This window comes from Ezakiella coagulans (assembly GCF_003096635.1).
Taxonomy (GTDB): domain Bacteria; phylum Bacillota; class Clostridia; order Tissierellales; family Peptoniphilaceae; genus Ezakiella; species Ezakiella coagulans.
Map to the genome: position 1 here is coordinate 307,884 of NZ_QEKV01000001.1, position 16,617 is coordinate 324,500.

Consider the following 16,617-nt stretch of genomic DNA (forward strand, 5'->3'; position numbering starts at 1 on the left):
GTTGTGTTATACTTGAGGCGTAATAAATTGAAGGAGGTTTCAATGGATAATGAAAAATTCAGACTGGAAAGCGATTCAGTCGGTGAAAAACAAGTTCCAATTGATGCATTATACGGCGTACAAACTTTAAGAGGACATGACAACTTTCAAATTACGGGATTGACACTCCATCCTGCTATGGTAAAAGCTCTTGCTGAAATTAAAAAAGCATGTGCTATTGCAAACTGCAAAGCGGGAGTTTTGGATGCTGACAAAGCCGAAGCAATTGAAAAAGCATGTGATGAAATTATTGAAGGAAAATATCATGAAGCATTTTTTACAGACCCTGTTCAAGGTGGTGCAGGTACAACTGCAAACATGAACGCTAATGAAGTTATTGCAAATATAGCTGAGATAAAAATGGGAGGAGTAGCGGGCGAATATAAATTTGTTCATCCTAACGATCATGTAAATATGGGGCAATCTACAAATGACGTTTATCCTACCTCCGGAAAGCTTGGAGCAATTGAACTTGCTAATAAAATGCTTGCTGAACTTGAAGAATTAATTTCCTCATTGGACAAAAAAGCTGTTGAATTTGACGGCATTGTAAAAATGGGAAGAACTCAACTTCAGGACGCTGTTCCAATCAGACTCGGTCAAGAGTTTAGAGCATATAAAGACGCGTTAAGTCGCGATATTAAAAGAATAAATTATGCACTCGACGGAATAAAAGTTGTAAATATGGGTGCAAGTGCAATCGGAACGGGAATAAATGTTGACACAAAATATCTTGAATTAATCGTTCCGGAACTAAATAAAATTACAGGTTATGAATTATCACAAGCTGAAGACTTAGTCGATGGAACTCAAAACCTCGATGCACTTCTATTCCTTTCAGGTGCTTTAAAAGCAATGGCTATGACTCTTTCAAAGATGAGTAATGACTTAAGGCTTATGAGCAGCGGACCTAAGACGGGAATTGGAGAAATCAATTTACCTGCAAAGCAAAATGGTTCATCAATCATGCCGGGCAAAATAAATCCGGTTATTCCTGAAGTTGTAACACAAGTTGCATACTTGGTTGCAGGAAATGATATTACAATCACCGTGTGTGCTGAAGCCGGTCAACTTGAACTTAATGCATTTGAACCTGTACTTTTCAAATCACTTTATGAATCAATCGAAACATTGACAGGGGCAATGAATACTTTGAGAATTAATTGTATTGACGGAATCACTGCAAATGAAAAGAGAATTGAAGAACTTTTGAATGCATCTGTCGGAATGGTCACAGCTCTAGCTCCGCACATCGGATACAAGAACGCTGCTTCAATTGCAAAAGAAAGCTTAAAGACAGGTGAATCAGTAAAGAGTATCGTGCTTAGAGACAAAATTTTGGATGAAAAAGATTTCAACGAAATTATGAATCCAATGGAACTCACAAAACCGGGCATTGCTGCAAAGCACTTGCTTGATGAAAATAAATAGCAAATAAAAAAAGACCTCGAGGGGTCTTTTTTTCTGTCTATTTTTGCCATGTCCAATTTGAGAGGTTAAACTCATCTTTAAAATGCATCATTTTCATATTTTCGTATGCCATGATGCGAATTTCGCCATATCTTAAAAATCCGAAAAGTTCTTTGTGATTTATTGGAATTTGAATGTAATTTATAATTTTGCCGTCGGGAATTATAAGTCCCTTTTCATCTTCACGTCCAAGTCCCAAACTTGCTTTTAAAAGATATCCGGACTTTTTACTGACTGAAAATGAGAAAGACTTGCTTACAGCTTTTCCATTTGGAACTTCAAACGGATATTTTTTTGTCTTAGCTTTTTCCGGTGAATCGCCTGAAAGAATTTGGTTTATGTTCGCAAATATATTGCCTTTATTTTTCTCTTCGATTATGTGTTTGTATATGCGACCGGAGCGGACTTCCTCGACAAGTGCGAGGTATTCCTTGAAGTCGAGGTAGATTGGAATTGTAAATTCAGTCTTGTGTGTGTTTTCGTCATATTTAACAAAATTGATTAAAATTTTTCCTATATCGAAAGAAAAATCTGACAGTTCAACGAAGGCACCTTTGGAGTCTTCTCTTGCAAAATTGTGAATGTACATAATTGTCTCCTTTATTTTTATTCATAAATATTATATCACAAAAAAATATTTTTTAAGAAATTAATTTGCTCATTTTTATTATTTTATGTAAAAAAATTGCAGCTTAAAAAACTTTTTATGAATAGTATGTTCGTTTCAAACTTTATTAATTGCAACGAATGTGGTATAATATTTTAATGAATAATTATTAATAATTTTATTTTTCTGGAGGAAGAATGGAAAATTTATATAAATTGGATGAATATAAAGAAACTTCATGGAGCGGCGGAAAGACAAGAGAATATTTTATTTATCCTGTCGATTCGACATATAAAGATAGGGATTTTAAAATCAGATTTTCAGAAGCAAGCGTAGATATTACCGGTACAGATTTCACAAAGCTTCCGGGTTATAAAAGATATTTGATTCCTATTACAAATACTCTTATTTTAAACATGAAAGGGAATAAAATTCCTATAAAAAAGTATACTGCTTTTTACTTTGACGGTAGTGATGACATTGTTTCTGAAAGTACAGGGCATGATTTAAATCTCATGCTTTCTGAAGATTTAGTAGGCAAACTTGAGGTCGTTAAATTTTATAATGAACTTTTGATTAAGGACGACATTAAAAAGTCTAAAATTCTTTTCTTCTATAGTTTAGAAAACAGCGTTCAAATAATTTCTAAGAAAAAAAGTGTTACACTTGATAAAAATGAGGTTGCAGTTTTTATTTCAGATGATAAGTTTGAACTTAAAATCAGCGCAGAAAAAGAAGAAAATAAAATTGTTTGGGGCAAAGTGACTTTATGAGTTTATTTAAAAAGTTTTTCATAGGCTTTTTTGTAATTTTTTTAATAACGGCAGGGTTTTTATATATAAATCTTGAAGATGTTGTTTATTATGTTAAGGAAAAAAAGCTTAGTGAAGATCCGGGAGTTCAATACAAATATATAGAAGTTCATTCCCAAGGTGACAGTTATGTTTACAACAATGTAATATATACATTGAACAAAAGTAGATTCACCGGTGTCGATTTCGAAGGAAATACGCTTTATGAAAGAATTCTCGATACAGAGGATTTTAAAATGGCGGGGGTCAAGGACAAGATTTTTTTGATGAACAGTAAAAAAGTTATTATACTTGATGATGAAAACCACCTAATAAAAGAGATGGATGATGAAGGCGAGATTGACGGTATTTCTCCGATTTTAAAAGGCTTTGCAGTATATTCAAGAGATGCAGACAATTACAAGACAACTATATACGATGACGATTTAAACATAATTGAAACATATATTCAAAAGGATGCGACGATAGACGTTTCGATTTTGGATAATGCTATAGAAGTTTTAAATATCAAAAAGACCGAAGAGGGACTTTCGGCAGTTTTAAATCGTGTTAAAGGCGATGAAAGCGAAACGATTTTAGAGCTTGGCGGATATGTGCCGTATAAGTTTTATAATACAAAAGACGGCTATTTGATCGCAACTGACAAGGAGCTTGTATATTATGACGGTAAAAATATTGAGGGTAAGATTTCGTACGAAGGTTTTAGAGGTCTTTATAAACTTCAAAAGAATTATTGCCTATTTGCAGATAATATTCTTTATGTTTTGAAGCCAAATATGGAAATTGTTGTAAAAGAAGAATTATCAGGTTTCGACCGTATTAAAAATTTCAATAACAAAGTTTTGATTTTTACTAATAGAGAGTTTTTAATCGTAAATGATACGGGTATAAGTAAAAGGGTAAAAACAGATCGGGATATTTTAAACATGTATGGAGAAGATAGACCGATTGTAGAGTTTAGAAATGGTTTCATAATTTATTAGGAGGTGTTCATATGAAACTTGATTTAAGAGGACTTGAATGTCCGGAACCGGTTATAAGAACCAAAAAAGAATTGGATAAAACGGATGTAAATGAAGTGGTTTCTGTTGTTGACAATGAAGTTGCAAAGGAAAATTTGAGAAAACTTGGAGAATCATTGAATTGTAAAGTTGTTGCAAAGGAAGTCGGAAGCGATTTTGAAGTAACAATAACAAAATACGGCGAAGTTACTTCAACAGATGCCAAAGGGACATTTATTAATGGAGATTCCGTAATTTTGTTCAAACAAAACTTCTTCGGAAGCGACAAGGAACTTGGAAAGATTCTCATTAAGAGTTTTATTTATACAGTTCTTGAAAGCGGAAATCTTCCGGACAAAATGTTATTTGTAAACGAAGGCGTAAAACTTGTTTGCGAAGAAGGAGATATCTTAGAAGATTTGAAAAAATTGGAATCAAACGGCGTGAAAGTTGCAGCATGTGGACTATGCCTCGATTTCTTCAAACTTAAAGAAAGTGTAAAAGTCGGAACAATCACAAATATGTACGATATTTACACAACGGCTAAGAATGCAGGACATTTAATTGAAATTTAGGAGATAAATTTGGAAGTTTTAAAGTCATTTTTATTAAATGAGAATGGTAAATTGAAGTTCTACAGCAAGGTTATGCTTGTTGTAGGACTTTTAATTGTGTCGTTTTTTATTGTAAGAATGGTCCAAAAGGTTATACTTAAATCTATAAAGAAGAGGTTTAAGACTCTTCATGGTCCCGAAGGAAAGAGATTTCAAACGCTAATTTCTCTGATTGAATCGCTCACAAAGACACTTATACTTATTATTTGGTTTTTTGCAACGATAAGTATTTTCGGGATTGATGCGAAAGGGCTTGTCGCAACTGCCGGAATCGGTGGTCTTGCAATAGGTCTTGCTGCAAAGACGTTCATAGAAGACTTTATAAGTGGGATATTTATTCTTGCTGAAAATGTTTTCAACATTGGGGACTATGTTTCCATTGCGGGAAAAGAGGGAGTTGTGGTAGATGTAGGCCTAAGAATCACAGTTATCAAAGATTTTAACGGAGAACTCCACACAATTCCTAATAACCTCATTAAAATTGTCACCAACAGGTCAAAAAACATTCAAAGAGCACTTGTTGAGGTGCAGATTTCTTACGAGTCAGATTTAGCAAAAGCCAAGGAATTGTTGACAAAAGGCCTTGCTGAAAAATTTGAGGGTGCAAAATCAGTTATTGAAGCACCGATTCTTCAAGCACCGGTTGAATTGATGGATTCGGGTGTTCTGTTAAGAGTTGTGGCATATACTGTTCCGGGTGAACAATGGAGAATTGAACGGGAAATGAGAGAAGAAATTAAGAATATACTTGATAGAAATAATATTGAAATTCCATACAACAAGATGGATATCAATTTAAAGACGGATAAAGATGCTTAAAATATTTGAAGGCGATATTGTCACAATGAAAAAGCCACATCCATGTGGCAAAAATGAATGGCAAATCATAAAGACGGGAGTCGATATGAAAATCAAATGTGTGGGTTGTGGCCGCGAGGTAATGATTACAAGGTTTGATTTTTTCGGTCGAGTTAGAAAAGTTTTAATTGACGGACATTTTGAGTCGGTTCGAACATCAAAAGAATTTGAGGGAAGATAATGAAGAAATTATGTATTGTCGGAGGAATGGGTCCGCTTGCAACATCAGATTGTTATACGAGGATAATTGAAAAATCTCCTGCAACCAAAGACCAGGAGCATATTGAAACTCTTATAATTTCCGATTGTCTTATGCCGGACCGAACAAAGTCCATAATAAGTGGTGACTCGAAAGAGCTTTTGGAACATTTTAAAAACAATTTTAAAATGGCAGAAGTTTGGGGAGCGGATTTTATAATTATTCCGTGCAACACGAGCCATTTTTATTATGACGAATTTGTGAAGATGACGGATATAAAAATTTTAAATATGATTCATTTAGCTGCAAAAAAGGCAAGCGATAGAACTTATGTCTTTGCAACTGAGGGGACATTTAAGTCTCAAATTTACAAAAGATATCTTGAACAGGAAAACAAAGAATATTTGCCTTTAACAGATGAGGAAAAGAGAGTTTCTAACGAAACAATCTATAGAATAAAACAGGGCGAAGAACCGGAACTGAGTAATTTCCCGGAATTTAAAAAAATGCTTGAGGAAAAATCCGAAAAAGCGGGAGTTATTCTAGCATGCACAGAGCTTTCTCTCTTCGATATAACAAATGACAATGTAATAGATGCAATGAATGTGCTTGTCGATGAGACTGTGAAGGAGGCATATGCGTGATTCAATTATTTATCACTTTTTTTAAGATAGGAATTACCACCTTTGGTGGGGGTTATGCAATGCTTCCTATTTTAATACGAGAAATTGCTGAGAATAAAAAGTGGGCGACGGAGGATGAACTTCTAGAATATTTTGCAATTGGACAGGCGACTCCCGGAATAATAGGTGTAAACACAGCAACCTTTGTGGGTTACAAAAGGGGAAAAGTGCTAGGTGCAATTATTGCAACTCTCGGATTTATAACACCATCGCTTATCATTATAAGCATCATATACAGATTCGTTGACATTTTATCAGACAAGTTCTACTACGGCACAAAGCTCGTAAAAATTACTGTTTCTGCGTTAATTCTTCACACATTGTACAAAATGTTTTTGAAGGAAGTAAAGTCTGCGAGAAGCATTGTTTATATTGCTTTGGCACTCGTTCTTGCACTTTTGAAGCTTCCGCTTCCACTTATTGTTCTCGGATTTGCAATCGTTTCGATGATAGAGGTGAAATATGCTAAGACTGATTTATGAATTTTTTAAAACAGGCCTTTTTTCGATAGGTGGTGGTCTTGCAACAATTCCATTTTTGGCAAAGATGGGTGAAACTTTTGGATACTTTACGCAGGACGAACTTTTGACTATGATTGCGGTGAGTGAGTCAACTCCGGGACCGATTGGAATAAATATGGCGACATTTGCGGGAATAAAGGCGGGCGGAATTTTATACGGAGTTATTGCCCCTATAAGTTTAGTTTTTCCGTCGTTAATCATTATAATTACTATTGCAAAACTCATTGAAAAATACAGAAAAAGCCCATATATGAAAAATATTCTAAAGACCTTAAAACCTGTCTCAATCGGATTTATCGCTGCGGCTATAATCCCGATTTATATTTCACTTTTTAAAGAAGTTCAAGGTCCCTATATTTTGGGAATGATAGCAATTATGACGATTGTGTTTTTCTTGCGTGAGAAACTTAATAAACTCCACCCGGGATTTATTATTTTGGGAGCGTTTATTATCGGTATAATTTTTGATTTTGTAAAATTTTAATATGAATTTTAAAATGCGAAAAATTTATTTATATAAATTTATATTGTTTTCAGCTTTTATATTTACTAATGTTTTTGTCTTTAAATCTATGAAGCTTTTAGTTTTTGAATTAGTTGCAATCGTTATTTATGGATTTTTTTATTCAAAAAAAGCTAAAAGAACAGTCATAGAATTAAAATCAAAAAAGATTCGAGGAAAATATAAGGCGATATTTTTTGCGGATTATCACTCGAACCCGGCGGACGGAATAAACGATATTATAAAAAGTGAATCTGAAAATGCTGACTTTATATTTTTGGGCGGTGACATAGTCGATGATAAAGCGGAGAATTTTAAAGTCGACGAACTTTTTTCTATGATTGGAGAGAAGCGAGCTTTTTATGTACTTGGAAATCACGAGGTTAGACGGAAAGACCTTTCGGATTTGATTAAATATTTTAAAAACAATTCGACATATCTTACAAGAAAAACTTCACCGATTTCAATTTCAAATTTCGACATCTACGGCATCGACGATGTGACGGTAAACGAAAACGATTTTAATTATTCGCTTTTATATTTTAAAGAACAACTTGATATGAAGAAATTCAATATTTTACTCGTGCATCGTCCGGAATATTTTGAAAAATATTTGGAGGCAGGATTCGATTTAGTCTTGACAGGGCACGCTCATGCGGGACACGCTAGACTACCGTTTATAGGAGCAATTGTAGCACCGGGTCAAGGGCTTTTTCCGAGGTATCAAAAGGGGCTTTATACAAAAGGGGAACAGAATATGTTTTTAACTTCCGGGTCATCAAAGAAAAAATATTTGGTGCCGAGATTCTTTAATAAACCGGAAGTTGTAATTATTAATTTTATGGAGGAATTATGATATTTTTTGATTTGGACGACACAATTTTGGATACAAAAAATTGTAACAAAAAGATTTATGAGAAGATTAGAGCGGATTTAAACGTCGATATGGATGCGGATTTATTTAGAAAGAAGCTAAGAACATCCCTAAGGCCAAGGATGATTAAGTATTTCGAGTTTCAATATAACGAAACAATTGGAATTGATCCGCTTGATTTTTTATTGATGGAAACTCCGTATGAGGAAGATCATATGGAACTTTTTAAGGAAGCGGTTTGGAATGATTTGAAAAATATTTTTCAAGGTGTTTCAAAAGATGAATTTTATAAAACTGTTTTAAAAAGACAGCATGACTACACAGATGCAATTCCGGGGATGATTGAACTTTTGACTGACCTTAGTAAAAAGCATAAACTCGGCATAGTCACAAACGGACTTAGCGAGATTCAACACAAAAAAGTCGATACATTGGGCATTCGCCATCTTTTCAAAGATGTTTTTGTATCTGGGGACTTCGGTTATGGAAAGCCTGATCCGAAATTTTATGCACATGTAATTTACAAGAGCGGATGTGATAAGGAAAATTCGATTATGATTGGAGACAATCCTCAAGGAGATGTCATGGGAGCAATTTCCGCAGGAATGAAGGCAATTTATTTTAATGGTCGCGAAGTTGATTACGATTTAAATGTTGCACATAATGTGGACGAACTTAGAGCGGAAATCGAGAGGTTGATTGGATGAAGAGAATAAATCTTCTCATCTTCGCTATTTTAACAATATTAATCACAACAATAATTCCGAGTGGACTATTTTCTGAATTTGACAAAGATATCGCAGTTATTTTTTTGGGAGAAAAAAGTGATCCCATTTATGGACTCAATTTATTTATTACAAAGCTTTTTAATCCGGTGAATGCGGTTATATTGTGTGCGGTTGCGGTTATAACATTAATTGCAATAAAAAAATGGAGGTACGGTTTTTACATTGCCTTTACTATGATACTTTCGACTGCAATAAATGAGGGCATAAAATCATTATACACAAGAGTGAGACCGCCTTATGCACATTTTCTCGAATCAGGATATTCGTTTCCTTCGGGACACAGTGCAGCTGCTGCATGTTTTTTTGCATGCATATATTTAATAGTTAGAAATAATACGTCGTCAAAAAAGACTTGGAGAATTACAGCGGTTTTTGCGACACTTTTCGGAGTATATGTAGCATTCACAAGGCTTTACTTCGGGGTTCACTATCCAACGGATGTTGCGGGTGGACTTATGTGGGGATTGTTTCTTGCAAATGTGATGGAATATTTAATGTATTCGGCAGGAATAATTTATAGAAAAGAATTATATTATATGGGTTAAATTCTGTTTTAATGTTTACAGAATTTTAATTTAATGGTAGAATTAGATTGAGGTGGTATGGATGCAAATCGGCCTTATGGGATTTGGAACTATCGGCAGCGGAGTATATGAGCTTATAAATTCTAAATTCAATGATATAAGAGTAAAAAAAATATTGGTTCGGGGACTACATGGACGCAGCGAGAATCTTTTCACAACTGACAAAGATGAAATTTTGCGTGATGATGATATAGATACAATTGTTATAGCAATTGGTGACGATGCCGTTTCATACGAAATTGCAACCGAGGCATTGAAAAGGGGTAAGAACGTCGTTTCAGCAAACAAGGAAATAGTTGTCAATCATTTGTCTGAGTTTATTAAACTTGCAAATGAAAACAATGTAAAATTTAGATTTGAATCGACGGTCGGCGCAGGTCTTCCGTGGATCAAAACGCTTTGTGAGTACGGCAAGATAAATAATATAAGCAAGGTTTACGGGAATTTTAACGGAACCAGCAATTTTATTTTGGACATGATGAAGCGTGACGGGATAGATTTTAAAGAAGCTCTTTTAAAAAGTAGAATTTTAAGATATCAGGAGCCGGATTATTTTGATGATATAACCGGAGTTGATTCTAGAAACAAGCTCATAATTTCGATGATGCTTGCATTTAATAAATTTGTTGTACCGAAAGATATTCCAACTTATGGCATTCAAAATATAAGAAGTCTCGACTTTGGATTTTTTGAAAGGCATAAACTTACGCCGAAACTCATGAGTTATGCGATGATTGACAACGATAAAGTTGCGGCAATTGTTGCACCGACTTTATATGAACAGTCCACCTTGAGAGCGAATGTACGCGGCAACAATAATATGCTCGGAATGGTCGGGGATGTTATTGGAGAAGTGCAGATTATAGGGGCAGGAGCGGGTAAATATTCCGCATCAAACGGTGTTTTGCTTGATTTGTTAGAAATTATAAATGGTGATGATATAAAGCTTACACTTCCTGAAAGAGTGACTATTGATGAAACGAGAATTACACACAGATTTTATTTTTCGTTCGATCAAAGCTCCTACAAAATCGAAAGAATTTTGCTACCGTACGTGCACTCCATTTTTGAAACGCAAGACAGTTTTGTTATTACAACAAGAAATATAAGTCTTGATACCTGTATCGATTTATTGGAAAAAATTGAAGATACAGATGAAAGATTCTTCTTTGCTGTTTATGGCGATGAAGAAATAAGTTAGGAGGTTTTTATGAAACAAAAAATTACTACACGACAAATGGTTTTAACAGCTGTATTTATTGCAATGGGCGTTATTATACCATGGGCATTTCACAGTGTGCCGAATGCATGGACATTTTTACCTATGCATCTTCCGGCACTAGTTGCAGGACTTTTACTCGGACCGGTTAGCGGACTTTTGACCGGAGCATTTTCCGTTGTTTTAAGCGGACTTATTACAGGTATGCCACCTGTTGCAAAGTGGCTCGTAATGGTTCCTGAACTCGCAAGCTATGGTCTTTTCGCAGGCCTTTTCCAACGTTTATTCAAAAAAGATTATGTTGGAACAATCATTTCATTGGTACTTGCTATGCTCGCAGGAAGAGTTGTTTATGCACTTATGAAATTTATCGAGGTACAAGTTGTTGCAGGGGTTAAACCTTTCACATTCCAAGCTTTTATTGCAGGAGCATTCGTAATGGTTATTGCAGGCATTATCATGCTTGTTGTAGTTGTTCCACCGATTGTTCTTATGCTTAGAAAATTGCTTGAAAACAATAGATAAGAAATGTTAATTACATTAGACGGATTTTCCGGGAGTGGAAAGTCGACACTGGCAAAAAAACTTGAAAGTGAGATTCCCGGAATAAGGGTTATCAAAGCGGATGATTTTTTCTACCAATGCGGAGAAAAAAGAGATAAAAGAGCCGGCAATTTTAATGTAAGAAGATTTATAAAAGAAGTCACTCCTCAAATAAAAAGGGGGAGTGGCTTCTTTATTAGAGCATATGATTGCAGGAACGGCAAATTTTATAAAAAATGGATCCCGGAAGGGAACATAACTATTTTAGAGGGAAGTTACACCTCAACTCCGAGTCTTGACTCATACAGAGATTTGGGATTTTTTGTAAATTGCGACAGAAGAGAACGTGAAATACGTGTGAAGTCGAGAGAAGGGGACAATTACTTAAATTTTTTAAACAGATGGTTTAAAGACGAGTATAATTTTGAAATTAAATTTAGAACATATAAAAACAGTGTAATAGTGAATAATTATAACGAATTGAGGGATTATATATGTGGAGAAAAATTATTAAAGATAAAGAATTTACAAGTTCGATGACAAAAATTGCTGTCCCGGTTATGCTTCAAAGCTTAATAACAAGCAGCCTTAATACGCTGGACACATTTATGATTACAAAGCTTGGGACAAATTCAATTGCGGGTGTTGGTCTTGCAAATCAAATATTCTTTTTCTATAGCTTTATACTTTTTGGAATAAATACGGGAGCGTCAATTTTATTTGCACAATTTTATGGCGCAAATGAGTTGGATAGAGTTAAAAAGACACTAAACTACTCGCTAAAATTCTCGATTGCGGTATCTATTATTTTTAATATACTCGCATATTTTATTCCGGAGTATTTAATCTCTCTATTTACAAATGATGCAGCAGTAATTGCTGAAGGGGCAAAGTATATGAGAGTAGTTTCACTTTCGTACATTGTGACAGGCATGAGCTTTGCGATCGGTATTGCAATGCGAAGCACCGGAAATGCACGAAGCCCGTTTATAGCAAGTTTTGTTTCGTTCTTTGTAAATGCATTTTTTAACTATTGTTTTATTTTTGGAAAATTCGGTTTTCCGGCTCTCGGTGTAAAAGGTGCCGCAGTGGGAACAATATTCGCAAGGTTTACGGAATGCTTTGTATTGATTTATGTAATCAGAAGATACAGAGGTCCGCTTTATGCGAAAGTCAAGGATTTGTTTTCAATCGACAAGGATTTCAGAAAATATTTTGTACGTGTTGTTACACCGGTAACTATTGAAGAAACTCTTTGGAGCCTTGCTCAAGTTGTTTATGGTGCGATATATGCGAAAATTGGGGTTGAGGCAACAGCTGCAATTCAAGTTGCACAGGCGATTTCAAATATGCTATATGTCATAGCAAGAGGCGTTTCTTCGGCATCCGCTGTAATAATTGGCATGAAGATTGGGGAAAACAAGCTTGAAAGAGCACACGATATGGCACTTAAAAGTTTGACGGTAGGCTTTTCGTCCGGAGTGCTTTTGGGTTCTATATTAATTTTTATTCCGCATATATTTTTGATGGTGTTTCCGGATTTGACACCGGGAGTACGTGAATCGGCAAGACTTGCACTAATGGCGTTCGGATTGACATATCCGTTTAGAATGTACAATTCCGTTTCAATTGTCGGCGTTTTCCGTGGAGGTGGAGATGTCAAGTATTCGATGTTTTTGGAACTTTTCTGCTCATGGTTTGTAGGTATTCCGTGTGCAGCCATAGGAGTTGTATTTTTCAGAGTACCGCTTTGGGGAGCACTTCTTCTTTCATCAATTGATGAAGTTGTAAAACTTGCAATTGGAACACCGAGAATACTAAAGAAAAAATGGATTAAGAGATTGGCTTAGGTGGTAAAATGTTTTTTATTATTGGTGGAGTTATTTTATTTTTAATTTTAAAAATTCTTTCAGTTCCATTTAAAATTATATTCAAACTTGTTGTGAACGCTATTGCAGGGGCGGTTTTGCTTTTGATTGTAAATTTATTTCTTTCAAACTTCGGAGCGATTGTTCCTCTCACAAATCTAAATTGTATTTTGGTTGGAATTTTCGGCGTTCCTGCAGCTATAGTTCTGGTAATTTATTATGCTATGTAATTTTTTGAAACCGATAAAAATAAAAGATAAAACATTTTATGAAAAGGAATTTTCAGATAGCTCACGTTTATTAATGACCGGAATAGATTTCAATTTCAGGAAATATAATTTAAAAAACACAAATAAATTTTTAAAATTTTATGAAATTAGTGAGAAAAAAATTGCTAAGACATATCAAAAACACACGAAGAATGTGGTTGTAAATCCGCATCCGGGTGAATATTATAATGTTGACGGTTTCGTCACGTCGTCCACTCCGATAATGATTGTGACGGCGGACTGTATTCCGATTTTACTTAAAGGTAAGAAAAGAGCAGGTCTTGTTCACGCCGGGTGGAGGGGTGTTCAAAAGAGAATTTATTTTGAAGCAATAAATAAAATGAATGAAGACAAAAAAGATATAAAAGCATATCTTCTTCCTTCGATTTCTAAACCATCTTTTCAAGTTGGGGAAGATTTTATGGACGAGTTTAAAGGAAAGTACGGTTTTAGAAATTTTGCAACAAAAGACAAAGTTGAAGGAAAATATTTATATGATTTAAAAAGTTTTGTAAAATTTGAACTTATAAATTTCGGTATAAAGCCTGAGAATATTTTTATTGAAGACATCGACACATATTGCGATACGCATTTTCACAGTTACAGACGCGAAGGGAAGGATTATGGACTTAACGCTATATTTTATATAGTATAAATTTTTTATCTTGATAAAAATTTTTATATATGGTAAAATTAATTGATTATATACAAAGGATGATAACTTTTGGAAAGATTTATTGTTAGAGGTACAGGTGAATTAAAGGGAAGTGTAAGAGTAAGCGGATCAAAAAATGCGGCGCTTCCTATTTTGTGTGCAACAATTCTCTGCGGAGAAGAAATTGTGCTTGAAGATGTGCCTGAATTAAAAGACGTTGAAATACTATGCGATGTTTTACGAGGACTCGGAGTAAAAGTTGAGCATAAAGATAAAAATTTATATGTTATAAATGCGGAGAATATTACAAATACGGTTACGGGCGAAGAACTTATGAGCAAGATGCGCGCGAGTTTTTGCGTTATGGGACCTCTTCTTTCAAGAATGGGTCACACGGGAAATGCTTTGCCGGGTGGCTGTGCTATTGGAACAAGACCTATTGACCTTCATATAAAAGGTTTCAAGGCTTTGGGCGCTGAAGTAAGTATTTCAAAAGGCATGGTAAATGCAAGTGCTGAAAAATTGATTGGTGATGACATTTATCTTGATTTCCCAAGTGTCGGTGCAACGCAAAATATTATGATGGCAGCAGTTTTAGCTGAAGGGGAGACCACAATCGAAAATGCAGCTATGGAACCGGAAGTTGTCGATTTGTCGAATTTTTTAAATAAAATGGGCGCGGAAGTAAGAGGTGCCGGAACTTCAACGATTAAAATTAGAGGAGTAAAAAAACTTCATGGTTGTAGACACCAAATCATTCCGGACAGAATTGAAGCCGGAACATTTATGATTTTGGCAGCAGCAACGGGTGGGGATATCATTATTGAAAATGTTATTACAAGCCACATGAGGCCTGTTATTGCAAAGCTAAAGGAATGCGGAGTAAATATTTCTGAAAATGGTGACACGATAAATGTAAGTCACCACGGAAGAGTTAAGAGCTTCGATATTAAGACACTTCCATATCCGGGCATGCCTACAGATATGCAGGCACAATTTATGGCTCTTGCAACAATTGCAGAAGGCACAAGTGTGGTTATTGAAACAGTTTTTGAAAACAGATTTATGCATGCCGATGAGTTTAAGAGAATGGGTGCAAATATTAACATCGACGGAAGAACGGCGATTGTTCAAGGCGTTGAAAAACTTAGAGCGGCGAAGGTAAAGGCGACAGATTTAAGATGTGGGGCAGCACTTATTATTGCTGCTTTAACTGTTAAAGGCGAAACGGAAATCGGCGATGTCTATCATATAGACAGAGGCTATGAGGATGTAATAGAGAAGTTTAGAGCCTTGGGTGCAGATATTGAAAGAGTAATGTAGTTTACAAAGAAGGAGATAGTTATGGGTTTTATGCTTAGAAATGACGTTGGAATTGACCTTGGAACGGCAAGTGTACTTGTTTATGTAAAAGGCAAGGGAATTGTTCTTCAAGAACCGTCAGTTGTTGCAATTGATCAATTTACAAATAAATTTCTCGCCGTTGGAGAAGAAGCGAGAAAGATGCTTGGAAGAACACCTGGAAATATTGTTGCTGTAAGACCTTTGAAGGAGGGCGTCATTTCAGATTACAATATTACACAAAGAATGCTTAAATATTTTATAGAGAAATCTCTCGGCAGAATGCTTTTGAAACCACGTTTGATTGTGTGTGTTCCTTCGGGATGTACGGAAGTTGAGAAGAGAGCGGTTATTGAAGCTGCAAATGAAGCAGGCGCAGTTAAAACTTATTTGATTGAAGAACCTATTGCTGCTGCAATTGGTGCTGGGCTTGACATCACAGAGCCGACCGGAAATATGGTTGTTGATATCGGTGGTGGAACCACAGATGTTGCAGTAATTTCGCTTGGCGGTATTGTAGTTTCTAAATCAATCAAGGTTGCCGGAGACAATTTCGATGAGTCAATCACAAAATATGTCAGAAAAAAACACAACATGATGATTGGAGAAAGAACAGCAGAAGAATTAAAGGTGAATATCGGCTGTGCTTATCCTCTTGAAGAAGAACAATTTTTGGAAGTAAAGGGAAGAAATCTTGTTTCCGGACTTCCGATGAATGTAGTTGTAAGTTCGAATGATATGCTTGAAGCTTTGAAAGAACCTGTTCAGGAAATTCTCGAAGCTGTTCACTATGTACTCGAAAAAACTCCGCCTGAACTTGCAGCGGATATTTCAAATCAAGGAATTATTTTGACCGGAGGTGGGGCTCTTCTAAAGGGGCTTCCTGAAATTATTCAAGAAAGAACCGGCATTAATGTTCGAGTCGCTGAAAATACAATCGAATGTGTTGCAATTGGAACAGGAAAAAGCCTTGATTGGGTTGAAGTCCTTGAAAAAAATAATGAATCAGGTAGAAAATACAGAAGATAGCGAGATTTATCTCGTTATTTTTGGCTCTATAATATCTATGGGGGAGTAAAACCCTCCATAGATATTTTTATGTAAAAAAATTGCACTTATACGCAAAACATCCTATACTAAAAATAGAAACCACAAGTAAGGAGGTGCATA

Annotated in this window: 21 protein-coding genes; 20 read left to right on the top strand and 1 reads right to left on the bottom strand. The window is 35.3% G+C overall.

The genetic code is table 11. The features are described 5' to 3' along the window. Positions 1-42: 42 nt before the first annotated feature. On the top strand, positions 43-1,470 hold the full coding sequence (locus tag C7381_RS01410; protein WP_116479636.1) for an aspartate ammonia-lyase: 1,428 nt from the start codon (positions 43-45) through the stop codon (positions 1,468-1,470). Positions 1,471-1,507: 37 nt separating this feature from the next. On the opposite strand, the gene C7381_RS01415 is transcribed toward C7381_RS01410, so the two are convergent. Then, positions 1,508-2,098 carry a hypothetical protein gene (locus C7381_RS01415; RefSeq protein WP_116479637.1) on the bottom strand — a complete coding sequence of 197 codons (591 nt, stop codon included), beginning with the start codon at positions 2,096-2,098 and terminating at the stop codon, positions 1,508-1,510. 215 nt (positions 2,099-2,313) lie between these two features. Here C7381_RS01415 and C7381_RS01420 point away from each other — a divergent pair, with 215 nt between their 5' ends. From C7381_RS01420 to mreB, 19 genes are all read left to right on the top strand, one after another. After that, positions 2,314-2,889, top strand: coding sequence for a HutD family protein (locus C7381_RS01420; protein WP_116479638.1), 576 nt, complete (start codon positions 2,314-2,316; stop codon positions 2,887-2,889). Further along, on the top strand, positions 2,886-3,911 hold the full coding sequence (locus C7381_RS01425) for a hypothetical protein (protein WP_116479639.1): 1,026 nt from the start codon (positions 2,886-2,888) through the stop codon (positions 3,909-3,911). The genes C7381_RS01420 and C7381_RS01425 overlap by 4 nt, the downstream gene beginning before the upstream one ends. Before the next feature lie 11 nt (positions 3,912-3,922). Then, a complete protein-coding gene (gene yedF, locus C7381_RS01430; RefSeq protein WP_116479640.1) occupies positions 3,923-4,504 on the top strand; it encodes a sulfurtransferase-like selenium metabolism protein YedF in 582 nt (193 codons plus the stop codon). Between the two features lie 9 nt (positions 4,505-4,513). After that, positions 4,514-5,362 (top strand): mechanosensitive ion channel family protein, encoded by an 849-nt coding sequence (locus C7381_RS01435; protein ID WP_116479641.1) that lies wholly within the window; start codon positions 4,514-4,516, stop codon positions 5,360-5,362. After that, on the top strand, positions 5,355-5,582 hold the full coding sequence (locus C7381_RS01440) for a DUF951 domain-containing protein (RefSeq protein ID WP_034546396.1): 228 nt from the start codon (positions 5,355-5,357) through the stop codon (positions 5,580-5,582). The genes C7381_RS01435 and C7381_RS01440 overlap by 8 nt, the downstream gene beginning before the upstream one ends. Beyond that, positions 5,582-6,244 (top strand): aspartate/glutamate racemase family protein, encoded by a 663-nt coding sequence (locus tag C7381_RS01445; protein ID WP_052085403.1) that lies wholly within the window; start codon positions 5,582-5,584, stop codon positions 6,242-6,244. The genes C7381_RS01440 and C7381_RS01445 overlap by 1 nt, the downstream gene beginning before the upstream one ends. Beyond that, positions 6,241-6,765, top strand: a complete 525-nt coding sequence (locus C7381_RS01450; RefSeq protein WP_165803550.1) for a chromate transporter — start codon at positions 6,241-6,243, stop codon at positions 6,763-6,765. Before C7381_RS01445 ends, C7381_RS01450 begins: the two co-directional genes overlap by 4 nt. Further along, on the top strand, positions 6,746-7,288 hold the full coding sequence (locus C7381_RS01455) for a chromate transporter (RefSeq protein WP_116479643.1): 543 nt from the start codon (positions 6,746-6,748) through the stop codon (positions 7,286-7,288). The genes C7381_RS01450 and C7381_RS01455 overlap by 20 nt, the downstream gene beginning before the upstream one ends. Positions 7,289-7,376: 88 nt before the next feature. Beyond that, entirely contained in the window at positions 7,377-8,162 is a 786-nt protein-coding gene (locus C7381_RS01460) for a metallophosphoesterase (RefSeq protein ID WP_165803551.1), read from the top strand. Then, positions 8,159-8,887 (top strand): HAD family hydrolase, encoded by a 729-nt coding sequence (locus tag C7381_RS01465; RefSeq protein WP_116479645.1) that lies wholly within the window; start codon positions 8,159-8,161, stop codon positions 8,885-8,887. The genes C7381_RS01460 and C7381_RS01465 overlap by 4 nt, the downstream gene beginning before the upstream one ends. Beyond that, the gene (locus tag C7381_RS01470) at positions 8,884-9,513 is read left to right on the top strand and encodes a phosphatase PAP2 family protein (RefSeq protein ID WP_116479646.1); all 630 of its coding nucleotides are present in this window, start codon (positions 8,884-8,886) and stop codon (positions 9,511-9,513) included. Before C7381_RS01465 ends, C7381_RS01470 begins: the two co-directional genes overlap by 4 nt. Positions 9,514-9,574: 61 nt before the next feature. After that, positions 9,575-10,753: a homoserine dehydrogenase gene (locus C7381_RS01475; protein ID WP_116479647.1), complete on the top strand. Its 1,179-nt coding sequence runs from the start codon at positions 9,575-9,577 to the stop codon at positions 10,751-10,753. Between the two features lie 9 nt (positions 10,754-10,762). Beyond that, positions 10,763-11,296 (top strand): ECF transporter S component, encoded by a 534-nt coding sequence (locus tag C7381_RS01480; protein ID WP_034546405.1) that lies wholly within the window; start codon positions 10,763-10,765, stop codon positions 11,294-11,296. Positions 11,297-11,299: 3 nt separating this feature from the next. Further along, positions 11,300-11,854: a hypothetical protein gene (locus C7381_RS01485; RefSeq protein ID WP_116479648.1), complete on the top strand. Its 555-nt coding sequence runs from the start codon at positions 11,300-11,302 to the stop codon at positions 11,852-11,854. Continuing rightward, a complete protein-coding gene (locus C7381_RS01490) occupies positions 11,809-13,164 on the top strand; it encodes an MATE family efflux transporter (RefSeq protein ID WP_116479649.1) in 1,356 nt (451 codons plus the stop codon). The genes C7381_RS01485 and C7381_RS01490 overlap by 46 nt, the downstream gene beginning before the upstream one ends. Positions 13,165-13,172: 8 nt before the next feature. Continuing rightward, positions 13,173-13,412: a pro-sigmaK processing inhibitor BofA family protein gene (locus C7381_RS01495; RefSeq protein ID WP_116479650.1), complete on the top strand. Its 240-nt coding sequence runs from the start codon at positions 13,173-13,175 to the stop codon at positions 13,410-13,412. Between the two features lie 4 nt (positions 13,413-13,416). After that, positions 13,417-14,106, top strand: a complete 690-nt coding sequence (locus C7381_RS01500; RefSeq protein ID WP_165803552.1) for a purine nucleoside phosphorylase YfiH/LACC1 family protein — start codon at positions 13,417-13,419, stop codon at positions 14,104-14,106. Between the two features lie 69 nt (positions 14,107-14,175). Further along, positions 14,176-15,429, top strand: a complete 1,254-nt coding sequence (murA, locus tag C7381_RS01505; protein WP_034546410.1) for a UDP-N-acetylglucosamine 1-carboxyvinyltransferase — start codon at positions 14,176-14,178, stop codon at positions 15,427-15,429. 21 nt (positions 15,430-15,450) lie between these two features. Beyond that, the gene (gene mreB, locus C7381_RS01510) at positions 15,451-16,476 is read left to right on the top strand and encodes a rod shape-determining protein (protein ID WP_034546411.1); all 1,026 of its coding nucleotides are present in this window, start codon (positions 15,451-15,453) and stop codon (positions 16,474-16,476) included. The last annotated feature ends 141 nt before the right edge of the window (positions 16,477-16,617 follow it).